This is a genomic window from Achromobacter sp. KK8, from assembly GCF_054188005.1.
Window position 1 is genome coordinate 5,562,375 of the sequence record NZ_CM135178.1, and the last position, 21,166, is coordinate 5,583,540.

At 69.2% G+C, this 21,166-nt stretch carries 17 protein-coding genes; 10 read left to right on the forward strand and 7 right to left on the reverse strand.

All coding sequences use genetic code 11. The annotated features are described in order from the left end of the window. Positions 1–58: 58 nt before the first annotated feature. The 5 genes from ACVN9Z_RS25575 to xseA form a co-directional block, all read right to left on the reverse strand. Positions 59–1,468, reverse strand: coding sequence for a chloride channel protein (locus ACVN9Z_RS25575; RefSeq protein WP_458212789.1), 1,410 nt, complete (start codon positions 1,466–1,468; stop codon positions 59–61). A gap of 96 nt (positions 1,469–1,564) precedes the next feature. Further along, a complete protein-coding gene (locus ACVN9Z_RS25580) occupies positions 1,565–3,292 on the reverse strand; it encodes a methyl-accepting chemotaxis protein (RefSeq protein WP_024069532.1) in 1,728 nt (575 codons plus the stop codon). Between the two features lie 286 nt (positions 3,293–3,578). Continuing rightward, on the reverse strand, positions 3,579–4,157 hold the full coding sequence (gene sodB, locus ACVN9Z_RS25585) for a superoxide dismutase [Fe] (RefSeq protein WP_006383994.1): 579 nt from the start codon (positions 4,155–4,157) through the stop codon (positions 3,579–3,581). A 129-nt stretch (positions 4,158–4,286) separates the two neighbouring features. Next, the gene (locus ACVN9Z_RS25590; RefSeq protein ID WP_458212790.1) at positions 4,287–7,562 is read right to left on the reverse strand and encodes an ankyrin repeat domain-containing protein; all 3,276 of its coding nucleotides are present in this window, start codon (positions 7,560–7,562) and stop codon (positions 4,287–4,289) included. A gap of 67 nt (positions 7,563–7,629) precedes the next feature. Further along, entirely contained in the window at positions 7,630–8,994 is a 1,365-nt protein-coding gene (gene xseA / locus ACVN9Z_RS25595) for an exodeoxyribonuclease VII large subunit (RefSeq protein ID WP_038503967.1), read from the reverse strand. 355 nt (positions 8,995–9,349) lie between these two features. Here xseA and ACVN9Z_RS25600 point away from each other — a divergent pair, with 355 nt between their 5' ends. From ACVN9Z_RS25600 to lpxK, 3 genes are read left to right on the forward strand one after another with little or no spacing between them, the layout of a single operon-like run. Then, positions 9,350–9,967: a MotA/TolQ/ExbB proton channel family protein gene (locus ACVN9Z_RS25600; RefSeq protein WP_020928454.1), complete on the forward strand. Its 618-nt coding sequence runs from the start codon at positions 9,350–9,352 to the stop codon at positions 9,965–9,967. Further along, a complete protein-coding gene (locus tag ACVN9Z_RS25605; protein ID WP_024069536.1) occupies positions 9,964–10,377 on the forward strand; it encodes an ExbD/TolR family protein in 414 nt (137 codons plus the stop codon). The genes ACVN9Z_RS25600 and ACVN9Z_RS25605 overlap by 4 nt, the downstream gene beginning before the upstream one ends. Next, the gene (lpxK, locus tag ACVN9Z_RS25610; protein ID WP_024069537.1) at positions 10,374–11,423 is read left to right on the forward strand and encodes a tetraacyldisaccharide 4'-kinase; all 1,050 of its coding nucleotides are present in this window, start codon (positions 10,374–10,376) and stop codon (positions 11,421–11,423) included. Before ACVN9Z_RS25605 ends, lpxK begins: the two co-directional genes overlap by 4 nt. Here lpxK and ACVN9Z_RS25615 read toward each other — a convergent pair. After that, the gene (locus ACVN9Z_RS25615; RefSeq protein ID WP_024069538.1) at positions 11,420–13,657 is read right to left on the reverse strand and encodes an IgaA/UmoB family intracellular growth attenuator; all 2,238 of its coding nucleotides are present in this window, start codon (positions 13,655–13,657) and stop codon (positions 11,420–11,422) included. The two genes, lpxK and ACVN9Z_RS25615, sit on opposite strands and share 4 nt — an antisense overlap. Positions 13,658–13,852: 195 nt before the next feature. Between ACVN9Z_RS25615 and ACVN9Z_RS25620 the strand changes: the two genes are divergently transcribed. The 7 genes from ACVN9Z_RS25620 (at position 13,853) to rpsT (ending at position 20,001) form a co-directional block, all read left to right on the forward strand. After that, positions 13,853–14,035 carry a Trm112 family protein gene (locus tag ACVN9Z_RS25620; protein ID WP_006384001.1) on the forward strand — a complete coding sequence of 61 codons (183 nt, stop codon included), beginning with the start codon at positions 13,853–13,855 and terminating at the stop codon, positions 14,033–14,035. A 12-nt stretch (positions 14,036–14,047) separates the two neighbouring features. Then, the gene (gene kdsB / locus ACVN9Z_RS25625; RefSeq protein ID WP_006384002.1) at positions 14,048–14,812 is read left to right on the forward strand and encodes a 3-deoxy-manno-octulosonate cytidylyltransferase; all 765 of its coding nucleotides are present in this window, start codon (positions 14,048–14,050) and stop codon (positions 14,810–14,812) included. Positions 14,813–14,904: 92 nt separating this feature from the next. Next, a complete protein-coding gene (gene adk, locus ACVN9Z_RS25630) occupies positions 14,905–15,561 on the forward strand; it encodes an adenylate kinase (RefSeq protein WP_006384003.1) in 657 nt (218 codons plus the stop codon). A 131-nt stretch (positions 15,562–15,692) separates the two neighbouring features. Further along, positions 15,693–16,451, forward strand: coding sequence for a 3-hydroxyacyl-CoA dehydrogenase (locus ACVN9Z_RS25635; protein WP_006384004.1), 759 nt, complete (start codon positions 15,693–15,695; stop codon positions 16,449–16,451). A 177-nt stretch (positions 16,452–16,628) separates the two neighbouring features. Then, positions 16,629–18,188 carry a murein biosynthesis integral membrane protein MurJ gene (gene murJ / locus ACVN9Z_RS25640; RefSeq protein WP_006384005.1) on the forward strand — a complete coding sequence of 520 codons (1,560 nt, stop codon included), beginning with the start codon at positions 16,629–16,631 and terminating at the stop codon, positions 18,186–18,188. Positions 18,189–18,387: 199 nt separating this feature from the next. Further along, positions 18,388–19,359: a FecR domain-containing protein gene (locus tag ACVN9Z_RS25645; protein WP_006384006.1), complete on the forward strand. Its 972-nt coding sequence runs from the start codon at positions 18,388–18,390 to the stop codon at positions 19,357–19,359. Positions 19,360–19,737: 378 nt separating this feature from the next. After that, positions 19,738–20,001: a 30S ribosomal protein S20 gene (gene rpsT / locus ACVN9Z_RS25650; protein WP_006396042.1), complete on the forward strand. Its 264-nt coding sequence runs from the start codon at positions 19,738–19,740 to the stop codon at positions 19,999–20,001. A 163-nt stretch (positions 20,002–20,164) separates the two neighbouring features. Here the strand turns inward: rpsT and ACVN9Z_RS25655 are convergent, their stop codons facing one another. Beyond that, on the reverse strand, positions 20,165–21,079 hold the full coding sequence (locus ACVN9Z_RS25655; protein WP_054482147.1) for a LysR family transcriptional regulator: 915 nt from the start codon (positions 21,077–21,079) through the stop codon (positions 20,165–20,167). Positions 21,080–21,166: the final 87 nt, after the last annotated feature.

Here is a 21,166-nt window from a genome sequence, read left to right on the forward strand (position 1 = left end):
CCAAGTTGGTGCATTCCCCGGATGTCCGCTGCACGGACGGTGTCCAGCAGCTGTTCACTCACCGTACGGCTGATGTGCCCGTGCGCGCCGCGCGCCCCGCCTCGACGATGGCCTGGCGCCGAAAGCGCCCGGCGGCCAGGTGATAGAACGGCTGCGGGCAGAACTGGCGCGACACGCCCGAGGCCAGCAGCGAGCCGACCAGCAGCCAGAACAGCATCGGCTGGCTGCCGGTCATCTCCATGACCACCACGCTCGCCGTGAGCGGCGCCTGGGTGGCGGCGGCCAGGAATGCGGCCATCGACACCAGCACCAGCACGCGCTGGTCCACGCCCTCGCCCGCCAGCTCCCAGATGTGATGGCCAATGCCCGCGCCGGTGGTGAGCGCGGGGGTGAAGATGCCGCCCGGAATGCCGGCCCAATACGACGCCACGGTGGCGGCCAGCTTGGCCAGGCCAAAGCCGGCGGGCAGCGCGTGCTGGGTTTCGCCCGACAGCAGGTCGGCCGCCGCGCCGTAGCCGGTGCCGTAGACGCTGCCGGCCGTGGCCAGGCCGATCAGCGCCAGGGCCAGGCCCATGGCGAAGGCGGTCCAGATGGGGTGCGCGCGGATCCAGGCGCGCCACGACGCGGGCGCCATCGCCGCCGGCCCCTTGCCCAGCAGGCGCGCGAAGATGCCGCCCAGCGCGCCGTTGAGCGCGGCGCAGATCAGTACCCACCACAGCATGCCGTGGGCCAGCGGCGCGCCGGCAAAGGTGCCGAAATAGGGGTTGTTGCCTTGCACGGCGACCACCAGGAAGCCGGCGGCCAGCACGCCGATCAGCACCAGCCGCTGCCAGCGCAGCACGGTGCCGCGCCCCAGTTCCTCGATGGCGAAGATGACGCCGGCCAGCGGCGCATTGAATGCCGCGGCCAGCCCCCCGGCCGCGCCTGCCGCCAGCAATTCGTTGGCATGGAAGCCGCGCAGCTGCAGGCCGCGGCGTTTCCAGAAGTCGCCCCAGGCCAGCATCACGGCCGCGCCGACCTGCACCGACGGCCCTTCGCGTCCGATCGAGGCGCCGGCCAGCATGCCGCAAAAAGCCAGCGGGATCTTCCACAACACCTGCGCCAGCGACACCAGGCTGCGCTGGCTTGGCCCGGGCGGCAGCGACAAGGCGCCGATGACCTGCGGAATGCCGCTGCCCGCGGCATTGGGCGCGAACCGCAGCGTGGCCCAGCGCAGGACGGCCAGCGCGCAAGGCAGCACCAGCAAGGCCAGCCAGCCGGCGCGGCCGACCCATTCGCGATTCCACTCCAACGCCAGGTCGGCCAGATAGGCAAAGCCCAGCGACACCAGCGCCACCAATGCCGCGCCGCCGAGCAACAGGGCCATCGGCAGGCTCTTGCGCGACAGACGGTTGGTTTGGCGCAGCTTGCGGCGCAGGAGATGGCGCGAGCCGGTGGCGACGCGGCGCAAAGGTGTGGGCAGGGACATGAGCGAAGCCAGGCGGCAGGACAAGGCTGAACCGGAAGTGGCTACACCTTACCATCGCCGCCTGACGGCCAGCCCACAAACCGCGGCATCCGCGCTTCAGAACGACGACCAGTCGTCCTCGTCCGGGCTGTGCTTGAGCGCCGGGCGCGCCACCACCGGTTCTTGGCGCGGCGCCACCGGCGCCGGATGCGGCGTGGCGCGACCGGCCTGGATCAGGCGGGCCTGCGGCTCCGCGCCCATCGTCACCACGCCGGCATCGATCTTGAAGCGGCGCACCTGTTGCGACAGCCGGCCCGCCTGATCCTGCATGCTGCCGGCCGCGGCGGCGGCCTGCTCCACCAGCGCGGCATTCTGCTGGGTCACGGTGTCCATTTGCGCCACGGCCTGGTTGACCTGGCCGATGCCGGTCGATTGCTCGGCCGAGGCGCTGGCGATTTCGTGCACCAGGATCGCCGCCTGGCGCACGCTATCGACCACCTCGCGCATGGTGCTGCCGGCTTCGTCGGCCTGGCGCGTGCCGCCTTCGACGCGATGGACGGATTCGTCGATCAGGGCCTTGATTTCCTTGGCGGCCACGGCGGAACGCTGTGCCAGGGTGCGGACTTCGCCCGCCACCACGGCGAAACCGCGGCCCTGCTCGCCGGCGCGCGCGGCCTCGACCGCGGCATTGAGCGCCAGGATGTTGGTCTGGAACGCGATGCCGTCGATCACGCTGGTGATATCGGCGATGCGGCGCGAGCTTTCGGAGATGGCGCTCATGGTCTGCACCACCACGTCGACCACCTCGCCGCCACGGATCGCCACCTCGGAGGCCTGGGTGACCAGCTTCTCGGCTTCGCCGGCATTGCTGGCGTTCTGCTGCACGGTGCTGGTGAGCTGTTCCATGGAGGCCGCGGTCTGTTCCAGCGACGCGGCCTGTTCCTCGGTGCGCTGCGACAGGTCGGCGTTGCCCTGCGCGATCTGCGACGAGGCCGAGGCGATGCTTTCGCAGCCGTCGCGCACGTCGCGCACGATGCGCGACAGGCTCTCGTTCATGGCCTTGAGCGCGGCCATCAGGTCGCCGGTCTCGTCGCGCGAAGTGACCTGGATGTTGCCGCTCAGGTCACCATTGGCGACACGACGCGCGGCGTCCACCGCCAGCCCCAGGGGCCGCGTGATGCCGCGCGTCACCAGCCAGCCGAGCAGCAGGCCGAGGGCCACGCCGGCCAGCGACAGCAGGATCATGATGAGACGGGTGCTGCGATACAGATCGGTGACTTCGTGCACCGCCTGATCGGCGGCTTCTTCCTTGGCCTGCGCCAACTCGCTCATCAGGCTCTCGGCCTTGCCCGACGACGCCGCCGCGCGCTTGGTGATGCTGGCAATGGCGGGATCGACCTGCGCCAGGGGCAGCGATTGCGCGTTGTCGAAGAATTCGATGGCCTCGCGCTTCCAGAGCTCCTCGGCTTCGGTGAATTGCGCCAGCAGGCGTTTGCCGCTTTCGCGGATGAAGTTCTGCGCGGCCTTGGCGCGCAGGCGCTCCAGGTTTTCGACATCGCGGTCGAATTCGGCGCGCAGCGCCTGGCGTTCCTCCTGGGACGTGGCCGCCAGGAAACTCTTGCGCGCCCGGCCAGCCGCGATCAGGCTGATGTTGGCTTCCTTGATGTCGGACAGTCCGCGAAATTCGATCTGGGCGATCTGATCATTCATGTCGTTGATGCGGGCCAGCCCCCACACCCCGAACGCGCCGATGATGCCGCCCAGCAAGGCCACCAGCAGGAACGCGCCCGACAGGCGCACGCCGATGCGCGCGCCGATATGCAATCTCGAAAAAAACCGCAACATGCTTGCCTTCCCGTCAGACACCACGGTACCGGGCGGCCATGCCGCGGTCCTTGGCCCCATGGCTCAGCCGCAGACTGCCATCAACAATAGCGGCTGCCTTTCCCCGGGTTAGGCCGGAGGAACGGGAGATTCATTCTCATTTTCGACAAAATGGATTCGACAATATACAAAATTTGACCATGTAATACAGAATTACGGCGGCATTTCCACGGCACGGAAAACAAAAAGGCCCCTCGCGATGCGAGGGGCCTCGGCCTTGGCGATGCGCGACGGGCGCGCAGCGGAATCAGGCGAAATTCTTGGCCGCGAAGTCCCAGTTCACCAGGGCCCAGAAGTTTTCCAGGTACTTGGGACGGGCATTGCGGTAGTCGATGTAGTACGCGTGTTCCCAGACATCACAGGTCAGCAGCGGCTTGTCGGCCGTGGTCAGCGGGGTGGCGGCGTTGCTGGTGTTGACGATGTCGACCGAGCCGTCGGCCTTCTTGACCAGCCAGGTCCAGCCCGAACCGAAGTTGCCGGCGGCCGACTTGTTGAAGGCTTCCTTGAAGGCGTCGAAGCTGCCCCACTTGGCGTTGATGGCGTCGGCCAGCTTGCCGGTCGGCGCGCCGCCGGCCTTGGGAGCCAGGCTGTTCCAGTAGAAGGTGTGGTTCCAGATCTGCGCGGCGTTGTTGAAGATGCCACCCGAGGACTTCTTGACGATGTCTTCCAGCGACAGGTTCTCGAACTCGGTGCCCGGGATCAGGTTGTTCAGGTTCGTGACGTAGGTCTGGTGGTGCTTGCCGTAGTGGAACTCCAGCGTCTCTTTCGAGATGTGCGGAGCCAGCGCGTCCAGTTCGTAAGGCAGGGGGGGAAGAGTATGTGCCATGTGTCGGTTCCTTCTGTTGAGTGCACGATCAAGCCGTTCAATTGTATCGGCAACTCTACGAGGATACCGCGTTAACCCCGCGGCGACGCGGGGTTAACAGGTATGTGTTTATGACCGCGCGCGTAAACGCTACTCTTTCTCATAGCGCAGCTCGCGCCCGCCCTGCGCGGCCACCAGCGCGCCATCGGCGCGCAATGCCAATGTCATATGCAACGGCGTGCGACTGGCGGATTCTGGCAATTCCAGATCGATGCGCAAGGCACGCGCCGTGATATCGGACTTGCTCACATCCACGCTGTGCCAACGCGCGCCGGAGGGCAAGGGCACGAACACGGCCAGGGCCTTCAGGTCACCCGGCGCGATCGGCGCGCTGACGCCATCGGCCCCTTCCGACTGCTTGGGCGTGCCGGCGTAATCGGCGCTGGCCGAGGACATGGCCACGTCGACCTTCACGGGCCGCCCCTGGTAGTACACGCGCACCGTCAATTGGTCGCCATCGGCCGCGCGCGCATCCGCGCCGACCTTGCCGATCGCCGAAAACGGCTGGATCGGCGGCGTGTCCAGGATCACCTGCTTGCCATCGCTGCGCCAGGTGCCGCTGGCCTGGATGTCCGTGGCGCCGTAGCTCATCAGGTAATCGAAGCTGCCGTCGGCCGACAGCAGCAGCTCGCTGCCCACTTCACGCACGCCGCGCAGATAGTAATGGCCGGGGATACGGGCGGCCGACTTGGCCGTCGCCTTGCCAGCAGCCCGCGCGCGCGGGCAGGCCTGTTCAAGCACGACGCCGGCCGCCTGCAACACCGCCGCGAAGTCCGGCGCCGCCTGGCATGCCAGCGTCTGGTTGAAGGACTGCCCCGACGGCGCGGCCGCGCCGTCGAAGCGCGCCTGGTGCCGCGCCAGCAACGCCAGCATCCGTGGCTGGCCGCTGGCCAGCGCCAACCAGGCGGGGCTGCGCCCCTGCGCATCGGCCGCGTCCGCGCTGGCGCCCGCGGCCAGCAGGGCTTCGGCCAGGTCGGCGCGGCCCAGCTCGATGGCCGCGCCCAGCGGCGTGACGCCGCGCTCGCCTTGCGGCGCGTCCAGGTCCGCGCCCATTTCCTTCACGCGCCGCAATACGTCGACCACGGTGTCGCGTCGCGCGACCGCCAGTTGCCGGTCGCGCAGCAACGCCGACAGCAGGCGTTGCGGCAGCCCCCCTTCCTGGCGCGCGCAATCATCGCGCGCGCCGCGATAGCCGGCCGCCTGCAGTTGCGCGAAATAGCCCGGCCAGTCCAGCAGGACATATTCGCCGCCCGACGGCAGGCACGCGGCCTCGGCGGATTGCCCGCTGCCTTGCGCCACGCGCGCGACCCGCGCCATGTCGCCGGAGAGCAGCGCCGCATTCAGCAAGGCGTGAGGCGCGGGCGCGCGAGGCAGGCGCGGATCGTCCATCCTGGCGCCGGCGCGCAGCAGGCGCTCGAGCATCGCATCGTCGCCACCGGCAATGGCCCAGTACAAGGCGCTGCGACCGTCCGGCGCGAGGCCCAGCGGGTCGGCGCCCCTGGCCAGCAGCAGGTCGACCATCGCGGCCTGGCCCGAAGTCACCGCCGCCAGCAGCGGCGGCATTCCCTTGCCGTCGAACGCATCGTTCGACGTGGCGGCGGCGGGCGCCGGATTGACGGGCACGCCGGCCTCGATCAGGTACGTGGCCATTGCCGCATCGCGATTCTCCAGCGCCTGGCGTATGGCGTCCGCATCGAGCGTTTTCAGGTCCAGCCCGGCATCGGCCAGCAGCCGCAACATGGCAGCGCCCTGCCTGCCGGGCTGGCGCAGGGCCAGCGCCAGCGGCGAATGCGCGGAGTCGGCCAGCAGAGCCTGCAAGGCCTCGCGCGGCGTGGCCGCGAGCAGTTCGCGCAGCAGCGCCGCGTTGTCCGCCTCGATGGCGCGCTCGATGGCCGATTTGCGCTCATACCCTTGCCGCCACGCGGCCGGATTCGCGCCCCCGGCCAGCAGCGCGCGCGCCGCATCGGTCTGGCCCGCGCGCACGGCGTCCGCCAGCGGCGTGTCGCCATGCGCGTCGCCGGCGTCGCCGTCGACCGGGGCGCCCAATGCCAGCAGGCGTTGCAGCGTCGCCGTGTCGCCCTTGGCCGCGGCCAGGTTCATGATGGGCTGTTCCTCGGCCTGCATCCTGACGAAGACGGCGGGATCGGTGCCGTTGCGCGGGCCGCGCTGGCTGAACGGCATGCCCGAGCGCAACAGCGGCGCGGCGATGTCGCCATGGCCCGCCACGACCGCGGCCTGCGCGGCGTCCAGCCAAAGATCCAGGTCGCCGGTGGCGCCGTAGGCTTTGTCCGGCGTGGTGCGCGGGCCCATTTCGGCCAGCGCCGCGGTCGCGCCGGCGTTGCCTGTGTAGGCCGCCAGCGCCAACGGGCTGGCGCCATCGTCGTAGGCCGGCCGGGTGCCGGTGGCGGCCAGAGCCCGCACCACCTCGGCGCCCTCGGTCAGTTCGACCAGCGGTCCCCACGCGAGATAATCCGCGGCCTTGCGCGGCTGGCCGTCCGCGTCCTTGAACGCGCGCCGCGTGGCGTCATCGGCATGTTCGTCGATGTAGGCAAACGGCCGCGCCGCGCCGGCCTTGAGCAGCGCCAGCACCATGCGGGTGGTTTCCTGGCGATCGGGCAGCCTGGGCAGGTAGGTCATGCGCACCGCGAATTCGAAGTCGCGGTTGAGCAGGAATTCCAGCGGGGTCTTGTTCTCGTCGCCACGCTGGTCGGGCCGCGCGCCGGCGGCCAGCAGCATGTCCATCATCTCGGGCGAGCCATACAGCAGCGCCAGTTGCAGCGACGGGCGGCGCGATTCGTAGGTGATGTCGTCGAGCGCCGGCCTGGTGGCCAGCAGGGCCTGGAGCATGCGCGTGCGCGCTGGCAGCGCGTCGCGATAGGCCTGGCGCAAGCGCGCGGCCTCTTGCGCCGGCATGTCCCAATACACGTGTTTGCCGCGCTTGCCCGCTGGGGTCAACAGCGCGTGCAGGAGCGGCACGCCGTCAAGGGCATAGTCGCCCGGCCGCTCCACCTTGCCCAACGCGGCGCTGAACGCGGCTTCGTCGCCGGCGGCCACCGCGCTGAACAGGGCGCGGGTGTCGGACGTTTCGGCCGCGCGGTAGTCGCGATAGGGCGAGGTGCAATCGCAATCGGCCTTGGATGCCGGCCCGGTGACGGGCGCGGCGGGCGGCGGTGGCGGATCCAGCGGGATATCGGGCGCCGAGACGGCCGCGGCGCGCGTGGCGGCCTTTGCCGTCCTGGTCGGGGCGCCGTCGGCTTGCGCCGGTTGCGCCGTCACGATGGAGGTGGCGAGCAGAGCCGCCCACAGGGCCGCTCGCCGGGCAACGGGGCGCGCCGCGCGCGCCGACTTGCGTGTGTTCAACCGCATTGTTCCACCTCGCCGGCCGGCCATTGCGCGGGCCGAGTTGACCTTGCACCGCCCTGCCGCGCCGGCGTCAGGGCTCCCGCGTTTCGCGGACCTCTTTGACCTCGACGCGGGCGCCGCCCTGCGCGAAGCTCAGGTCCAGGCCCTGCCCCGCCGCCAGGCCGGCCGCATCGCGCACGATGCGGCCGTCGGCGTCGCGGGCGATGGCATAGCCGCGCGCCAGCGTATTGCCGGGATCGAGCGCGCGCAGTTGCGCGCCGGCCGCGGCCAGCTGGTCACGCCGACGCGCCAGCAGGCGCGCGTGCGCCTGGCCCAATTGACGCGTCACTGCGGCCAGCCGTTCGGCGCCGCGCCGGACGTCGGGCACGCGGTGTGCCAGGCGCTGCGCCAGCAGATTGACGCGGGCGCCGCGGCGGGCCTGCGGACCGGCCCAGGCCGAGGCCAGGCGGTAGCTCAGGCTGTTCAGGCGTTCGCGCTGGTGCTCCAGGCGCTGGGCCGGCGACACCAGTTGCGCGGCGGCGCGGTCCAGCCGCTGCGCCGCCCGCTCCAGTCGACGCTGTTGGCCGCGCGCCAGGGTCTCGGCCGCATACATGACGCGACCGAGCAGTTCCGAACGCGGCACGCAGGCCAGCTCGGCGGCCGCGGTCGGGGTCGGCGCGCGCACGTCGGCGACGAAGTCGGCGATGGTGAAGTCGGTTTCATGGCCGACGCCGCTGATGGTGGTGATGGCGCTGGCGTCGATCTCGCGCGCCAGGGCCTCGTCATTGAAGCTCCAGAGATCCTCGATGCTGCCGCCGCCGCGCACCAGCAACAGCGTGTCGACCTCGCAACGGGCGTTCGCCAGGCGGATCTGCGCCGCCAGCCGGCCGGCGGCGTCGGCGCCCTGCACCGGCGCCGGATAGATGATGACGGGCACCTGCGGCGCGCGCCGGGCCAACGCCGACAGCACGTCGCGCAGCGCGGCGGCGTGCAGCGAGGTGACCACGCCGATGGCGCGTGGCAGCGGCACCGGTTCGCGCTTGCGGGCGGGATCGAACAGGCCTTCCGCGTTGAGCTGCTCCTTCAGGCGCAGGAAGGCCTCGTAGAGGTTGCCGATACCGGCGCGGCGCATGGCGTCGACCTGCAGTTGGTAGTCGCCGCGCGGCTCGTACAGCGACACCCTGACCCTGATTTCAACCTGGTCCCCGGCACGCGGCACGAAACCCACCGCGCTGGCGCGCCCCCGGAACATGACGGCCCGCACCGCGGCGCGGCTGTCCTTGAGCGTGAAGTACCAATGCCCGGAAGCCGCCTGCGTGAAGTTCGAAATCTCGCCGCGCACCCACAGCGCCGGGATGCTGCGCTCCAACAACTGCCCCACTGCTTGGTTCAGCTGGGCAACTGTCAGGATATCCCGCGTGAATACGTTGTTTGTGACTGCAAGTTCAATTGTCATAAGGCTTTCCGATGCGTACCTGTCCACAGGGCATACGTAGCGGGCCGCAATGATACCGCGTCCGGGCATTTTTGCCGCGGCTGGCCCGAAAGCCAGCAAATTCGACCTAAGGATATGATTTTTATGGAATTTTTACCCAACACCGGCTGCTCGAAATAAGCGCAAACAAGCGCAAGCCCTGTGCCCGCAAGCGTTCCGGCGAAGTTTTGCACAGAATTATCCACAAATTCTGTGGATAGCTTGGCGGCCGGCCGCCCTTGCCACATCCCCGTCGCGCCGTTACAGTTTCGGCTTGATCAGATGCCGACGCGCGGCCCCCTTCGCGCCCTTCGGCCCTCCCCTGGAGTTAACCGTTTTGCTTTCCATCTTGCGCGAGGCCGGCTGGCCGATCTGGCCCCTGCTGGCGACTTCCGTGCTGGGCCTGGCGCTGATCTTCGAGCGCTTCCTGTCCCTGCGCCGCAGCCAGGTCATGCCACGCGGCCTGAACGAGCAGGTGGCCGAGATGCTGCGCAACCGCCAGGACAGCCCCGACGCGCTGAACCGCCTGGAACGCAATTCCCCGCTGGGCCGCGTGCTGGCCGAGGTCATGCGCCACCGCCACCTGCCGCGCGAGGAACTGCGCAGCGTGGTCGAGGACACCGGCCGCGCCGTCGCCCATGACCTGAGCCGCTACATCCCGGCCATCGGCACCATCGCCGTGGTGGCGCCGCTGATGGGCCTGTTCGGCACCGTGGTCGGCATGATCGAGATCTTCGGCTCGTACACGCCGGAAGGCGGCGATCCGGCGCAGCTGGCGCGCGGCATCTCCATCGCGTTGTACAACACCGGCTTCGGCATCCTCATCGCCATTCCCGCCATGATCGCCCACCGCTACCTGCGCGGCCGGGTCGAGGGTTACCTGAACACCATGGAAATCGCCGCGGCGCGCCTGGCGCGCGCCGTCTCGCCCGCCTCGCGCGAGGACCGCCCATGAATTTCCGTGGCGTCCGGGGCGACCGCGACGAGCTGGACATCAACCTGATCCCGCTCATCGACGTCCTGCTGGTCATTCTGATCTTCCTGGCGGCCACCACCTCGTTCGCCCGCTACACCCAGTTGAAGGTCACGCTGCCGCAGGCGTCGGCCGAGCAGGAAACCCCGCCGGCCCTGGAAGTGGCCATCAGCCAGGACGGGCGCTACGCCCTCAACGGCACCCTGATCGACGTGTCCACGCCGCCCGAGATCGCCGACCTGCTGCGCCAGGCCGCCGCCGGCAAGACCGAACCGCTGGTGATCATCAACGCCGATGCCCAGGCCACGCACCAGTCCGTGATCAACGTGATGGAAGCAGCCCGCCTGGCCGGCATCGGCCGCGTCAACTTCGCTGCCCAGACCGCCCGGTGAGCGCGCCGTCCCCCAAGGCCTCGCTGCTTGCGCGCCAATGGCAGCACGGCGGCTGGCTCTCCACCCTGCTGCGGCCGCTGGCCGCGCTGACCGCCCGCGTCGTGGCGCGCAAGCGCGCCGATTATCGCGACGGCCGCAAGCCGGCCTACCGCGCGCCCGTGCCGGTCGTGGTGATCGGCAACATCTACGTCGGCGGCACCGGCAAGACCCCGATGGTCATCGCCACCGTGGAGGGCCTGCGCGCCCGCGGCTACACGCCGGGCGTGGTCAGCCGCGGCTACGGCGTGAAGCTGGGGCCCCAGGCGCGGGTCGGCCAGGGCGAGCTGGACGCCGCCCGGTTCGGCGATGAACCCGCGCTGATCGCGCGCGTCACCGGCGCGCCCATCTCGGTGCACCCGCGCCGCGCGCTGGCGGCCCAGGCGCTGCTGCAGACGCATCCGCGGGTGGACGTGATCGTCTCCGACGATGGCCTGCAGCACCTGGCGTTGGCGCGGGACGTGGAAATCGTGGTGCAGGACCGGCGCGGCGTCGGCAATGGCCGGCTGCTGCCCGCCGGCCCCCTGCGCGAACCGGCCAGCCGGCTGCGCGAAGTGGACGCGGTGATCACCAATATCGGCGTGCCCGACGGCCGCGCGGCGGCGCCGACCGGCGCGGGGCCGCGCCAGGCCGACATGTGGCTGGAACCTGGAGAGGCGCGCCAGATCGAGGGCGGCTCGCGCCGGCCGCTGGCCACCTTCGCCGGCCAGCCGGACGTGGCAGCGGCCGCCGGCATCGGCAATCCCGAACGTTTCTTCACCACCCTGCGCTCGCAGGGCATCACACTGGCGGCGACGTTGCCGCTGCCCGACCACCACGACTACGCCAGTTCGCCGTTCCAGGCGCTGGCCGCGCAGACCATCCTGGTCACGTCCAAGGACGCGATCAAGTGCGCCGCGTTGCACGATGCGCGCCTGTGGGAAGTGCCGGTGCGGGCCGGTTTTTCCGACCCGCAACTGTTCGATTGGCTGGCGCAGGCGCTGCGCCAGCGCGCCCCGCGCCGGTCCTAGAAGAAGGCGGGCCGCGCCGCGACCGGACGCCGCGCGTATTCCGCCAGGCCGCGCTTGCGGGCCGCCGCCGCGCGCAGCCGCAGCGCCGCCAGGGGCACGTGCACGGCCACCAGCAGCAGTGCCAACGCCAGCCATAGCACGCGCGCCAGCGACGGCCACGGATCGTCCAGCGAACGCCGCGCATCGATGTCGACGACGGTGGCGCCGGACGCCTCGCGCCCGACCGCGGTGACCACGCCGCCTGCCTGGAACGGCCGGGCCCCATCGGCCGCCAGCATCGCGGTCTGGTGGACCCACGACTGCAACAGATCAGGCATGTCGTCGCGCGGCGACAATTGCGGCAGATCGGCGTAGCGGCCCGGCCACACTTGCAGGACCACGCCGCCGCGCTGGCGCGCCATCAGGTCATTGCCCGCGCGCGCCAGGGCCTCGCGCACCTGCGGCTCCATGCTGCTCCTGGCCAGGCCGCGCAGCAGGTTGGCGGCACGTGTGATGATGACGCCATCATCGGCATTGCCCCGCTGCTTCAGGGCCCCGCCCTGTGCCAGCCGCAGCAGTGCCAGCCAGCTGTCCGGCTCGTCGCGCGCCAGCATCAGGCTGTCGGCCGTCTCGGCCTTGAGGCGGTCGCACTCGGCAATGGCCTGGCCGGTGGCGGCCTCGCAGGCCAGTTCGATCGTCAGCACCAGGTCGGTCACGCGGTTCACGGTCACCGCCGACACATTGCGGGCGTTGTAGGCGGCCAGCGGATTGCCGGCCATGCTGCCGTAGATCTGGTTGCGGACCAGCAGGTCCATCATCGGATTGGGCCGGGTCTTGAGGAAACCGCCGGAATACAGCGCCAGCGCGGCCGGAGCCACCCGCAGCTCGTCGGCCTGGATCGCATCGCCCTGCCAACGGATCCGCTCGCAGTCGAAGCGCACCTCGTCCTGACGGTACGCATCGGGCTGGAACTGGCAGCGGCCCATGCCCTTCAAGGCCACCACGTCGCCGGGCGCGGGCGGATCCTGGGCCAGCGCCGCGGCCGTGTCGTAGACCCGCGGCTGCGCGCCGCGCGCCCAGGCCGACGCCAGCGCGATGTCGCCATGCAGATCGCCGCCGCCGATCAGGCCCAGCGCCGCGCCGGCAAGCAGGCCGGCGAGCGCCAGCGTCACGTGCCGGCCCCAGGCCACCCGCGGGAACAGGCGCTGCTCTTCATCCACGGAAAAACGATTGCCCAGGCGCAGCACGGCATAGTCTTCCACCCGCAGGTCCACGTCGACGCGGCCGTCGTCCGGCAACTCCAGGTTGGCGCGCCAATGGTCGGGCAGCGACACCGGCACCTTGTCGCCCAGGAACAACCGGGTCGACACCGCCTGCGCGTTGGCCGGATTGGTCAGCACGATCGCGTTCAGTTCGCCGCGCACCCGGTTCACCTTCTGCGCCGCGCCCAGCGGCCGGCGGCGCCAGGTCAGCCAGATCGCCAGCAGCGCGGGCGCGGCGGCCGAGGCCAGCCACGCCATGCCGCCGCCCGCCGCGGCGACGCCCAGGCAGACGAACGCGGCCAGCCACAGCATGGCGGGCCAGAAGGCGATGCCGGCCGGACGGCGCCAGGCGATTTCGGCGGGCGTTTCCTCGCGCTGGCTCAGGATCTCGACCCGCATGGCCTCGGCGAACTCGTGCTCGGCCTGGGCGTCTGGCGCCTGGCCCGCGCCATCCGCGGTGACGGCGTCGGCATCGACCACGTTCTGCATCGCCCCCAGCTTGCCGCTGGACCATTGCTGGTTCTGTTTCTGCCGGCGCGCCTCGCGCTCGCGGCCGCCGGCCAGGTCGAATTCGCCGTTCAGCGCCACCACGATGGCGAATTTCTCCGTCATCACGACTTCGGCCTGGTTGTCCTCGCGCAGATAGTCGCGGGCGTCATAAGGCAGCACCACGTCGACGCCGCCCAGGGTGTCGTGCATGGTGGCCGCGCCGTGGCCCGATTCCAGCCCGTGGCGCACGAAGGCGCCGCGCAGCGGGAACACGCCGTCATTCAGCAGCGCGACGCTTTGGGTGGGCTTGGCGGGCCGCACCAGGAACGGCTGCACCAGCGCCTGCTCCTGCGCGCTCAGGCGCCGCAGCGGCTGGCCTTCCTGCTTGAGTTCGCGCAGCGCGCCCTTGTTGCCGCTGCGGCGCGCCATGTAGGTGATGGCGCTGATGACCGACCAGACCAGGATGATGAGCATCAGGCCGATGCGTATGGTGTTGGAATCCATTGTCCTGTTTTTCCTCTTTCCTCACGTCGCGGCGGATCATAGGCCACTATCCGTCCCGCAATTTCTTACGGCCGCATCAAAATATGACAATAATTAACAGAACAAGTAATCCGGCGGCCCGGCGTCCGCCCTTTCCGGCGTGCCGGGCGGCTGCTCGCGGGCTGCCCGCGCCCAAACTGTTTTAGAATCGCGCTCATGGAATCCCGCCTTCTCGACATCCTCGTCTGCCCCCTGTGCAAGGGCCGCCTCGAACACGACCGGACCCAGGCCGAACTGGTCTGCCGCGCCGACCGCCTGGCCTTCCCGCTGCGCGACGGCATTCCCGTCATGCTTGAATCCGAGGCGCGCTCGCTGGACGACGCCCCCGCTTCTTCCTGACCCGTCCCTATCGTGAGCTTCATCGCCCTGATTCCGGCGCGGGCCGCCTCGACCCGCCTGCCCGACAAGCCGCTGGCCGACATCGCCGGCAAGCCGATGGTGGTGCGCACCGCCGAACGCGCCGCGCAGTCCGGCGCCGCGCAGGTCTATGTCGCGACCGACGACGCGCGCGTGCAGCAGGCCGCCCAGGCCCATGGCGTGCGGGCGCTGATGACGCGCGGCGACCATCTCACCGGCACCGACCGGCTGGCCGAGGCGGTCGAACAACTCGGCCTGCCCGACGACGCCATCGTGGTCAACGTGCAGGGCGACGAGCCGCTGATCGAACCCGAACTCATCGACGCCGTGGCCGCGCGCCTGGCCGACAGCCCGCAGGCGGACATCGCCACCTGCGCCTGTCCGCTGGCGGACGCCCAGGCGCTGTTCAATCCCAACGTGGTCAAGCTGGTCTGCGCCACCGACGGCCGCGCGCTGTATTTCTCGCGCGCGCCGATCCCGTGGGCGCGTGATGCGCTGGCCGGCGGCGAGCGCGTGCTGGCCGAGGGGCTGCCGGCCTGGCACCACATCGGCCTGTACGCCTACCGCGTGTCATTCCTGCGCCGCTTCCCCACCCTGCCGCAAGGCGCGCTGGAACGGTTCGAATCGCTGGAACAGTTGCGTGCCATGGAGCACGGCCACGTCATCGTCGTCCACCAGGCGTCGCATCCTCCGGCCGCTGGCGTAGATACCCCGGCCGACCTGGAACGCGTTCGCTTGATCTACAGCAATCGTATATAAGGGTTATTTCGCATGGCGCGGCCCCGCAGAGGCTGTTGCATTGCGGCATAATCGCTCGGATCACAAAAAATAAACCCCATTCAGGAGCACTCATGCGTCTCATCTTGCTCGGACCTCCCGGCGCCGGCAAAGGCACTCAGGCCGCGTTTCTCACCCAGCATTTCGGCATTCCGCAGATCTCCACCGGCGACATGCTGCGCGCGGCGGTCAAGGCCGGCACGCCCCTGGGCATCGAAGCCAAGAAGGTCATGGACGCCGGCGGCCTGGTCTCGGATGAGATCATCATCGGCCTGGTCCAGGATCGCCTGAAGCAGCCCGACTGCGCCAACGGCTACCTGTTCGACGGCTTCCCCCGCACCATCCCGCAGGCCGACGCGCTCAAGAGCGCCGGCGTCAAGCTGGACTACGTGGTCGAGATCGAAGTCCCCGAAGAAGACATCATCGAACGCATGAGCGGGCGCCGCGTGCACCAGCCCAGCGGCCGCAGCTACCACGTGCGCTTCAACCCGCCCAAGGTCGAAGGCAAGGACGACATCACTGGCGAAGACCTGATCCAGCGCGACGACGATCGCGAGGAAACGGTGCGCAACCGCCTGAACGTGTATCGCCAGCAGACCCGTCCGCTGGTCGACTACTACTCGTCGTGGGCGCAGCAGAGCCCCGCCGACGCGCCGAAATATCGCAAGATCTCCGGCGTCGGCGCGGTCGAGGAAATCAAGTCGCGCCTGTTCGAAGCCGTCAAGAGCTGATCGGCGCTTCGCAGGCCCAGGCCTTCGGCGCCGGCCGGACGCAACGCGTTCCGGCCCCGGCCCGAAGGCCTTGTCGCATCCGGCGCCCGGCGCGCCGTTTTCATCCCTTGAATTGATCTGGTGGTAGAGACATGGAAATCGCGAACAAGGTATTCATCGTTACCGGCGGCGCATCCGGCCTGGGCGCCGGCACCGTGCGCATGCTGGTGGCCAACGGCGCCAAGGTGGTCATCGCCGACCTGCAGGATGGTCCCGGCGAGGAACTGGCCAAGGAACTCGGCCAGCGCTACGTGCACTGCGACGTGACGCAAGAGGCCGACGGCCAGCGCGCCGTTGCCGCCGCCAAGGAACTCGGCACCCTGTTCGGTCTGGTCAACTGCGCCGGCGTGGCCCCCGCCGCCAAGATCGTCGGCAAGAACGGCGCGCATCCGCTGGATCTGTTCCAGAAGGTCGTTTCGATCAACCTGATCGGCAGCTTCAACATGATGCGCCTGGCCGCCGAGGCCATGAGCGGCAACACGCCCGAGCCCACCGGCGAACGCGGCGTGATGATCAACACCGCGTCGGTCGCCGCGTTCGACGGCCAGATCGGCCAGGCGGCCTACGCCGCATCGAAGGCGGGCGTGGCTGGCATGACGCTGCCGATCGCCCGCGACCTGGCCAAGACCGGCATCCGCTGCATGACCATCGCCCCCGGCATCTTCGGCACCCCGATGATCTTCGGCATGCCGCAGGAAGTGCAGGATTCGCTGGCCGCCAGCATCCCCTTCCCCGCCCGCCTGGGCCGTCCGGAGGACTACGCCAAGCTGGTGCACGCCATCATCACCAATGACATGCTGAATGGCGAGACCATCCGCCTGGATGGCGCCATCCGGATGCCCCCGAAGTAAAAATGCCCCCACGCTTCGCCCCCTGCGGGGGCTCTCTGCCCCCCGAGGGGGCTTTTTCCCCTTGGGGCGGCCCGGCGGGGAAAAGCCATCCTTTGAAGCGCCCAGGCATGCAACGGTTCTTCCCTTCGAGGAAGGCAACTTCCTATTGACGGCCGCCCGCCTCCATCCAGTCACTCCATGAGCCTGTTCCGTTCCGCGGCCACCGTCAGCAGCTTCACCCTGCTGTCCCGTATTTCCGGGCTGGTCCGCGACATCCTGGTGGCGCGCGCCTTCGGCGCCGGCCCCATCACCGACGCCTTCTGGGTCGCCTTCCGCATTCCCAACCTGTTGCGCCGGCTGTTCGCCGAGGGCGCCTTCGCCCAGGCCTTCGTGCCGATCCTGGGGCATGCCCGCAACAACCGTTCCGAAACCGAGGTCCGCGCCCTGCTCGACCGCGTGGCCCTGCTGCTGACCGCGGCCCTGATGGCGATCACGCTGATCGGCATCGTGGCCGCGCCGTGGGTGGTGTCGGCCATGGCCAGCGGCCTGCGCGGCGCGGCCCGCGATACCGAATTCGGCGCCGCCGTCTGGATGACGCGGGTGATGTTCCCCTACATCTTCTGCATGTCGCTGATCGCGTTCGCCTCGGGCGTGCTAAACACCTGGCGGCGCTTCGCGGTGCCGGCGTTCACGCCCGTCCTGCTGAACCTGTCCATGATCGGCGCCTGCCTCTGGCTTGCGCCGCGCATGGACGTGCCGGTCTACGCCCTGGCGATCGGGGTGATGATAGGCGGCGTGGCGCAACTGGCCGTGCAGTGGGTGGCGCTGGCGCGGCTGGGCCTGACGCCGCGCTTCTCGCTGCGCTTTCGCCAGGCCTGGGCCGACCCGACGGTGCAGCGCATCCTCAAGCAGATGGCGCCGGCCACGCTCGGCGTATCGGTGGCGCAGATCTCGCTGCTGATCAATACCAACATCGCCACCTGGCTCACGCCCGGCAGCGTCACCTGGCTGTCGTTCGCCGACCGCCTGATGGAATTCCCGACCGCGCTGCTGGGCGTGGCGCTGGGCACCGTGCTGCTGCCCAGCCTGTCGGCGGCCCATGCCCGCGACGACCATGGCGGCTACAGCGCCCTGCTGGATTGGGGCCTGCGGCTGGTGCTGCTGCTGGGCCTGCCGGCGGCGGTGGGCATGGCGCTGCTGTCGGACGGCCTGGTGGCCACGCTGTTCCACTACGGCGCGTTTTCGGCGCAGGACGTGCTGCAGACCCGGCTGGCCGTGATTTCCTATTCGGCCGGCCTGATCGGGCTGCTGGCGGTGAAGATCCTGGCGCCCGGCTTCTACGCCAAGCAGGACATCCGCACGCCCGTGAAGATCGCCATCGGCGTGCTGGTCCTGACCCAGTTGATGAACCTGGCGCTGGTGCCGCTGCTGGCCCACGCCGGCCTGGCGCTCGCCATCGGCCTGGGCGCCTGCCTGAACGCGCTGGCGCTGCTGATCGGGCTGCGGCGCCGTGGCGTCTACCAGCCCGGCACGGGCTGGGGCCGTTTCGCCCTGCGGCTGATTCCGGCCCTGGCGGCGCTGGCGGCCCTGCTGGTCTACGCCGACGGCCGTATTGACTGGATCGGCCTGCAGGCCCATACCGGATACCGCGCGCTCTGGCTGGGCGGCGTGCTGGCGGCCAGCGGCGCGGTCTACTTCGGCATGTTGTTACTGTTTGGGTTCCGTCCCCGAGATTTCGGACGCCGGGCGGCGGGCTGATTTCGGGCATTCTCGCCACAACCTCCGCAAAAAGCCGGCTACCCGCCGGCTTTTTTTGCATTTGATCCGTCAAGAATTGACAAGGAGGCGGTAATCTTTGGTAAAAAACCTTTATTATTTACAAATTGCCATCGAAAGGATTCCCGCCTGACGCTTTCGCAGGCGGCGTGATGAAGTGAAGTACGCCCAAGGACACCCCATGGCGGACCAAGTAATCAATTGGTTGCTGCTGCTGCGCTCCGGTAAAGCGACAGCGCAGGACTACAACGATTTCCTGGCGTGGCGAGCAGCAGATCCTCTTCATGAGAATGCCTGGCAGCAATTGACCGGCACTCTGACGGGATCGAATTTCGGCCGACTGGGCGACGCCTATCCGGCCGGCTATGCCACGGCGCCCCCGCCACCGTTGATTCCCCCTGCGCCGGCCCCCGCAGCCGTCGGCGTGCCGCCGCGCCGACGCTTCCTGGCCGGCTCGCTGGCGCTCGCCAGCGCGGGCGCCTGCGCCGCCTACGTGGGCAATGCCTTCTACCCCCTGAGCAATGTCGCGGCCGATGCCGCCACGGCCACCGGCGAGCGCCGGCGCTACATCCTGTCCGACGGCAGCCAGCTGCTGCTGGACGCGCGCAGCCGCGTCAACCTCGATTTCACCCCGGCCTACCGCCAGGTGCGCCTGCTGGATGGCGCCGTCACCGTGTCGGTGGCGCCCGATGCGCGCCGTCCCTTCCTGGTGCAGACCGCCGAGGGCACCGTGCGCGCCCTGGGCACCCGCTACATGGTGCGCCAGCAGGCCCAGCGCACGGTGGTGGTGGTGCATGAACACGAAGTCGTGGTGGAAACCATGGCCGGCGCCCACGGCATCGTCCGCGCCGGCACCGGCGCGCGCTTCGACGTCTCGCGCATCGACACGCCACGCGCCGAACTGGTGGCCGAAGCCGCCTGGGAAGCCGGCTGGGTCGACGCCCGCGGCCGCCCTCTGGCCGAAGTCATCGCCGCCCTGCGCCCCTACCGCAGCGGCACGCTGCGCGTCTCCATGGCCGCCGGCGGCCTGCCGGTATCCGGCCACTTCCCGCTGGACGACACCGACGCGGCGCTGGATGCGCTGCAGGACCAGATGCCCATCCACGTGCGGCGCTATACGCCCTGGTTCGTCTCGATCAACGTCGCGGCCTGACCACGGCCACCGACACCGCGCTGTAACGAAAAGCCGCTTCGTTGTATACTCAGTACCGTATTTTTATCCAGTAGGCGCGGCAGGACCGCCGTCAGGCGTCGATGCCCGGGATTTATCCGATGGTTCCATTCCAGGGATTTTTCCCGCGGAGGTTTTCCACGGATATTCCATGGGCAGTTCCATGGATCGATCCCATCGACGCCCATCAGGTCTCAGCCCGGGTATATCACCCGGGTTCTGCAGCCCGAGGGGTTTTCCTCGCAGCGCCCCCCGCCCGGTTGACGGGCGCTCCATCGGCAGACACGGCATTTAAAGCTTGCAATCCCTCGGGGACTTGCTAAAATGTTCGACTTTGCCGAATTCAACTTACATAGCAACATGGCCAATACCGCCCAAGCCCGCAAGCGCGCTCGCCAATCCGTTGAGCGCAACAAGCACAATTCCAGCCTGCGCTCGATGCTGCGCACCGCCATCAAGCGCGTTCGCCAATCCATCGCCGCTGGCGACAAGGCTGCGGCTGGCGAAGTGTTCCAAAAGGCCAGCAGCGTGATCGATCGCGTGGCCGACAAGAACATCATCCACAAGAACAAGGCCGCTCGCCACAAGAGCCGCCTGGCCGCCGCCATCAAGGCGCTGGCCTAAGCCATTCTGCCGCCCCGCCATGCGGGGCGTCATGAATACGGCAAATGAAGAAGGATGCCCACGGGCATCCTTTTTTGTTGCCTGGCGCTTTTGCCCGTTCTTGATTTTGGGCCGCCCGTTTTTGAGCAGCCCGTTTTTGAGCCACCCGTTTTTGAGCAGCCCCTCACTGCGGCCGGGCCGCCAGCCGGGCGCGCATCTGCGCGGCTTCGTCCCGCAGCATGGCGGTGAAGGGATCAACCAGCGGGTTCCTGGGACGATGCTCCGGAAACACCAGGTTGACCCGGAACGGAAACGACCGCCGCAGCGGCCGGATATGCAGGCCACGCCCGGCGAAATCGAGCGCGGTGAGCGGATTGACGATGGCCAGGCCCAGCCCCTGGCGCACGAACGCGCACACCGAGACCGCCGTCGGCGTCTCGATGATGGCGCGCCGCAGGACGCCCTGGGCCGCGAAGGCTTCGTCGATCTGGATCCGGTAAGGGTCGCTGGCCGACAGGCTGACGAAGGGCTCGCCAGCGAAATCGGCCAGGTCTAGCGCCTGCCGCGCCAGCAGCGGATGGCTGTCGGGCAGCACCGCGACCTCGTCGACCTCCACCAGAAGCTCCAGGCGCGTGCCGGCCGGCTCCAGGTCGTGTTCGGTCAATCCCAGGTCGTAGCGCTGCGCCGTGAGCCACTCCTCCAGGAACGGCGATTCCTGCGCCTCCAGCGCCAGGCTCACGCCCGGATGGGCCTGGCTGAAGCGACGGAACGCGCCCGGCAGCAGCGAATGGGAAAACGCCGGCAGCGCGATCACGGCCAGTTGGCCATCCTGGAATGCCCGCAGGCGCGCGGCGGTCGATGCGACCCGCTCCAGCCCGGCATAGGACTGCCGGACCTCGTCATACAGCGCCAGCGCCGGCATGGTGGGCCGCAGGCGGCCGCGCACGCGCTCGAACAGCGCGAAGCCGATGGCCTGTTCCATGCGCGCCAGCTCGCGGCTCACGGTGGGTTGCGAGGTGAACAACAGGTCGGCGGCCTTGGTGACGCTGCCGGCGATCATCAGGGCGCGGAACACTTCGATGTGGCGATGGGTCAGCATGCCCTATCCATATCAGGAATGAATCGATGTGGAAAATATAAGCATTTTACTGGATGACCTGACTGGGGCATGATGCCGGCCTGATTT

What these genes read in the sequence shown, in the direction of transcription:
- ACVN9Z_RS25645 (WP_006384006.1), top strand. Translation starts at nt 18,388, where the DNA reads ATGGCGGACCAAGTAATCAATTGGTTGCTGCTGCTGCGCTCCGGTAAA.
- sodB (WP_006383994.1), bottom strand. Translation starts at nt 4,157, where the DNA reads ATGGCACATACTCTTCCCCCCCTGCCTTACGAACTGGACGCGCTGGCT.
- ACVN9Z_RS25655 (WP_054482147.1), bottom strand. Translation starts at nt 21,079, where the DNA reads ATGCTGACCCATCGCCACATCGAAGTGTTCCGCGCCCTGATGATCGCC.
- ACVN9Z_RS25620 (WP_006384001.1), top strand. Translation starts at nt 13,853, where the DNA reads ATGGAATCCCGCCTTCTCGACATCCTCGTCTGCCCCCTGTGCAAGGGC.
- ACVN9Z_RS25575 (WP_458212789.1), bottom strand. Translation starts at nt 1,468, where the DNA reads ATGTCCCTGCCCACACCTTTGCGCCGCGTCGCCACCGGCTCGCGCCAT.
- ACVN9Z_RS25635 (WP_006384004.1), top strand. Translation starts at nt 15,693, where the DNA reads ATGGAAATCGCGAACAAGGTATTCATCGTTACCGGCGGCGCATCCGGC.
- rpsT (WP_006396042.1), top strand. Translation starts at nt 19,738, where the DNA reads ATGGCCAATACCGCCCAAGCCCGCAAGCGCGCTCGCCAATCCGTTGAG.
- xseA (WP_038503967.1), bottom strand. Translation starts at nt 8,994, where the DNA reads ATGACAATTGAACTTGCAGTCACAAACAACGTATTCACGCGGGATATC.
- ACVN9Z_RS25580 (WP_024069532.1), bottom strand. Translation starts at nt 3,292, where the DNA reads ATGTTGCGGTTTTTTTCGAGATTGCATATCGGCGCGCGCATCGGCGTG.
- ACVN9Z_RS25615 (WP_024069538.1), bottom strand. Translation starts at nt 13,657, where the DNA reads ATGGATTCCAACACCATACGCATCGGCCTGATGCTCATCATCCTGGTC.
- ACVN9Z_RS25605 (WP_024069536.1), top strand. Translation starts at nt 9,964, where the DNA reads ATGAATTTCCGTGGCGTCCGGGGCGACCGCGACGAGCTGGACATCAAC.
- adk (WP_006384003.1), top strand. Translation starts at nt 14,905, where the DNA reads ATGCGTCTCATCTTGCTCGGACCTCCCGGCGCCGGCAAAGGCACTCAG.
- ACVN9Z_RS25590 (WP_458212790.1), bottom strand. Translation starts at nt 7,562, where the DNA reads ATGCGGTTGAACACACGCAAGTCGGCGCGCGCGGCGCGCCCCGTTGCC.
- murJ (WP_006384005.1), top strand. Translation starts at nt 16,629, where the DNA reads ATGAGCCTGTTCCGTTCCGCGGCCACCGTCAGCAGCTTCACCCTGCTG.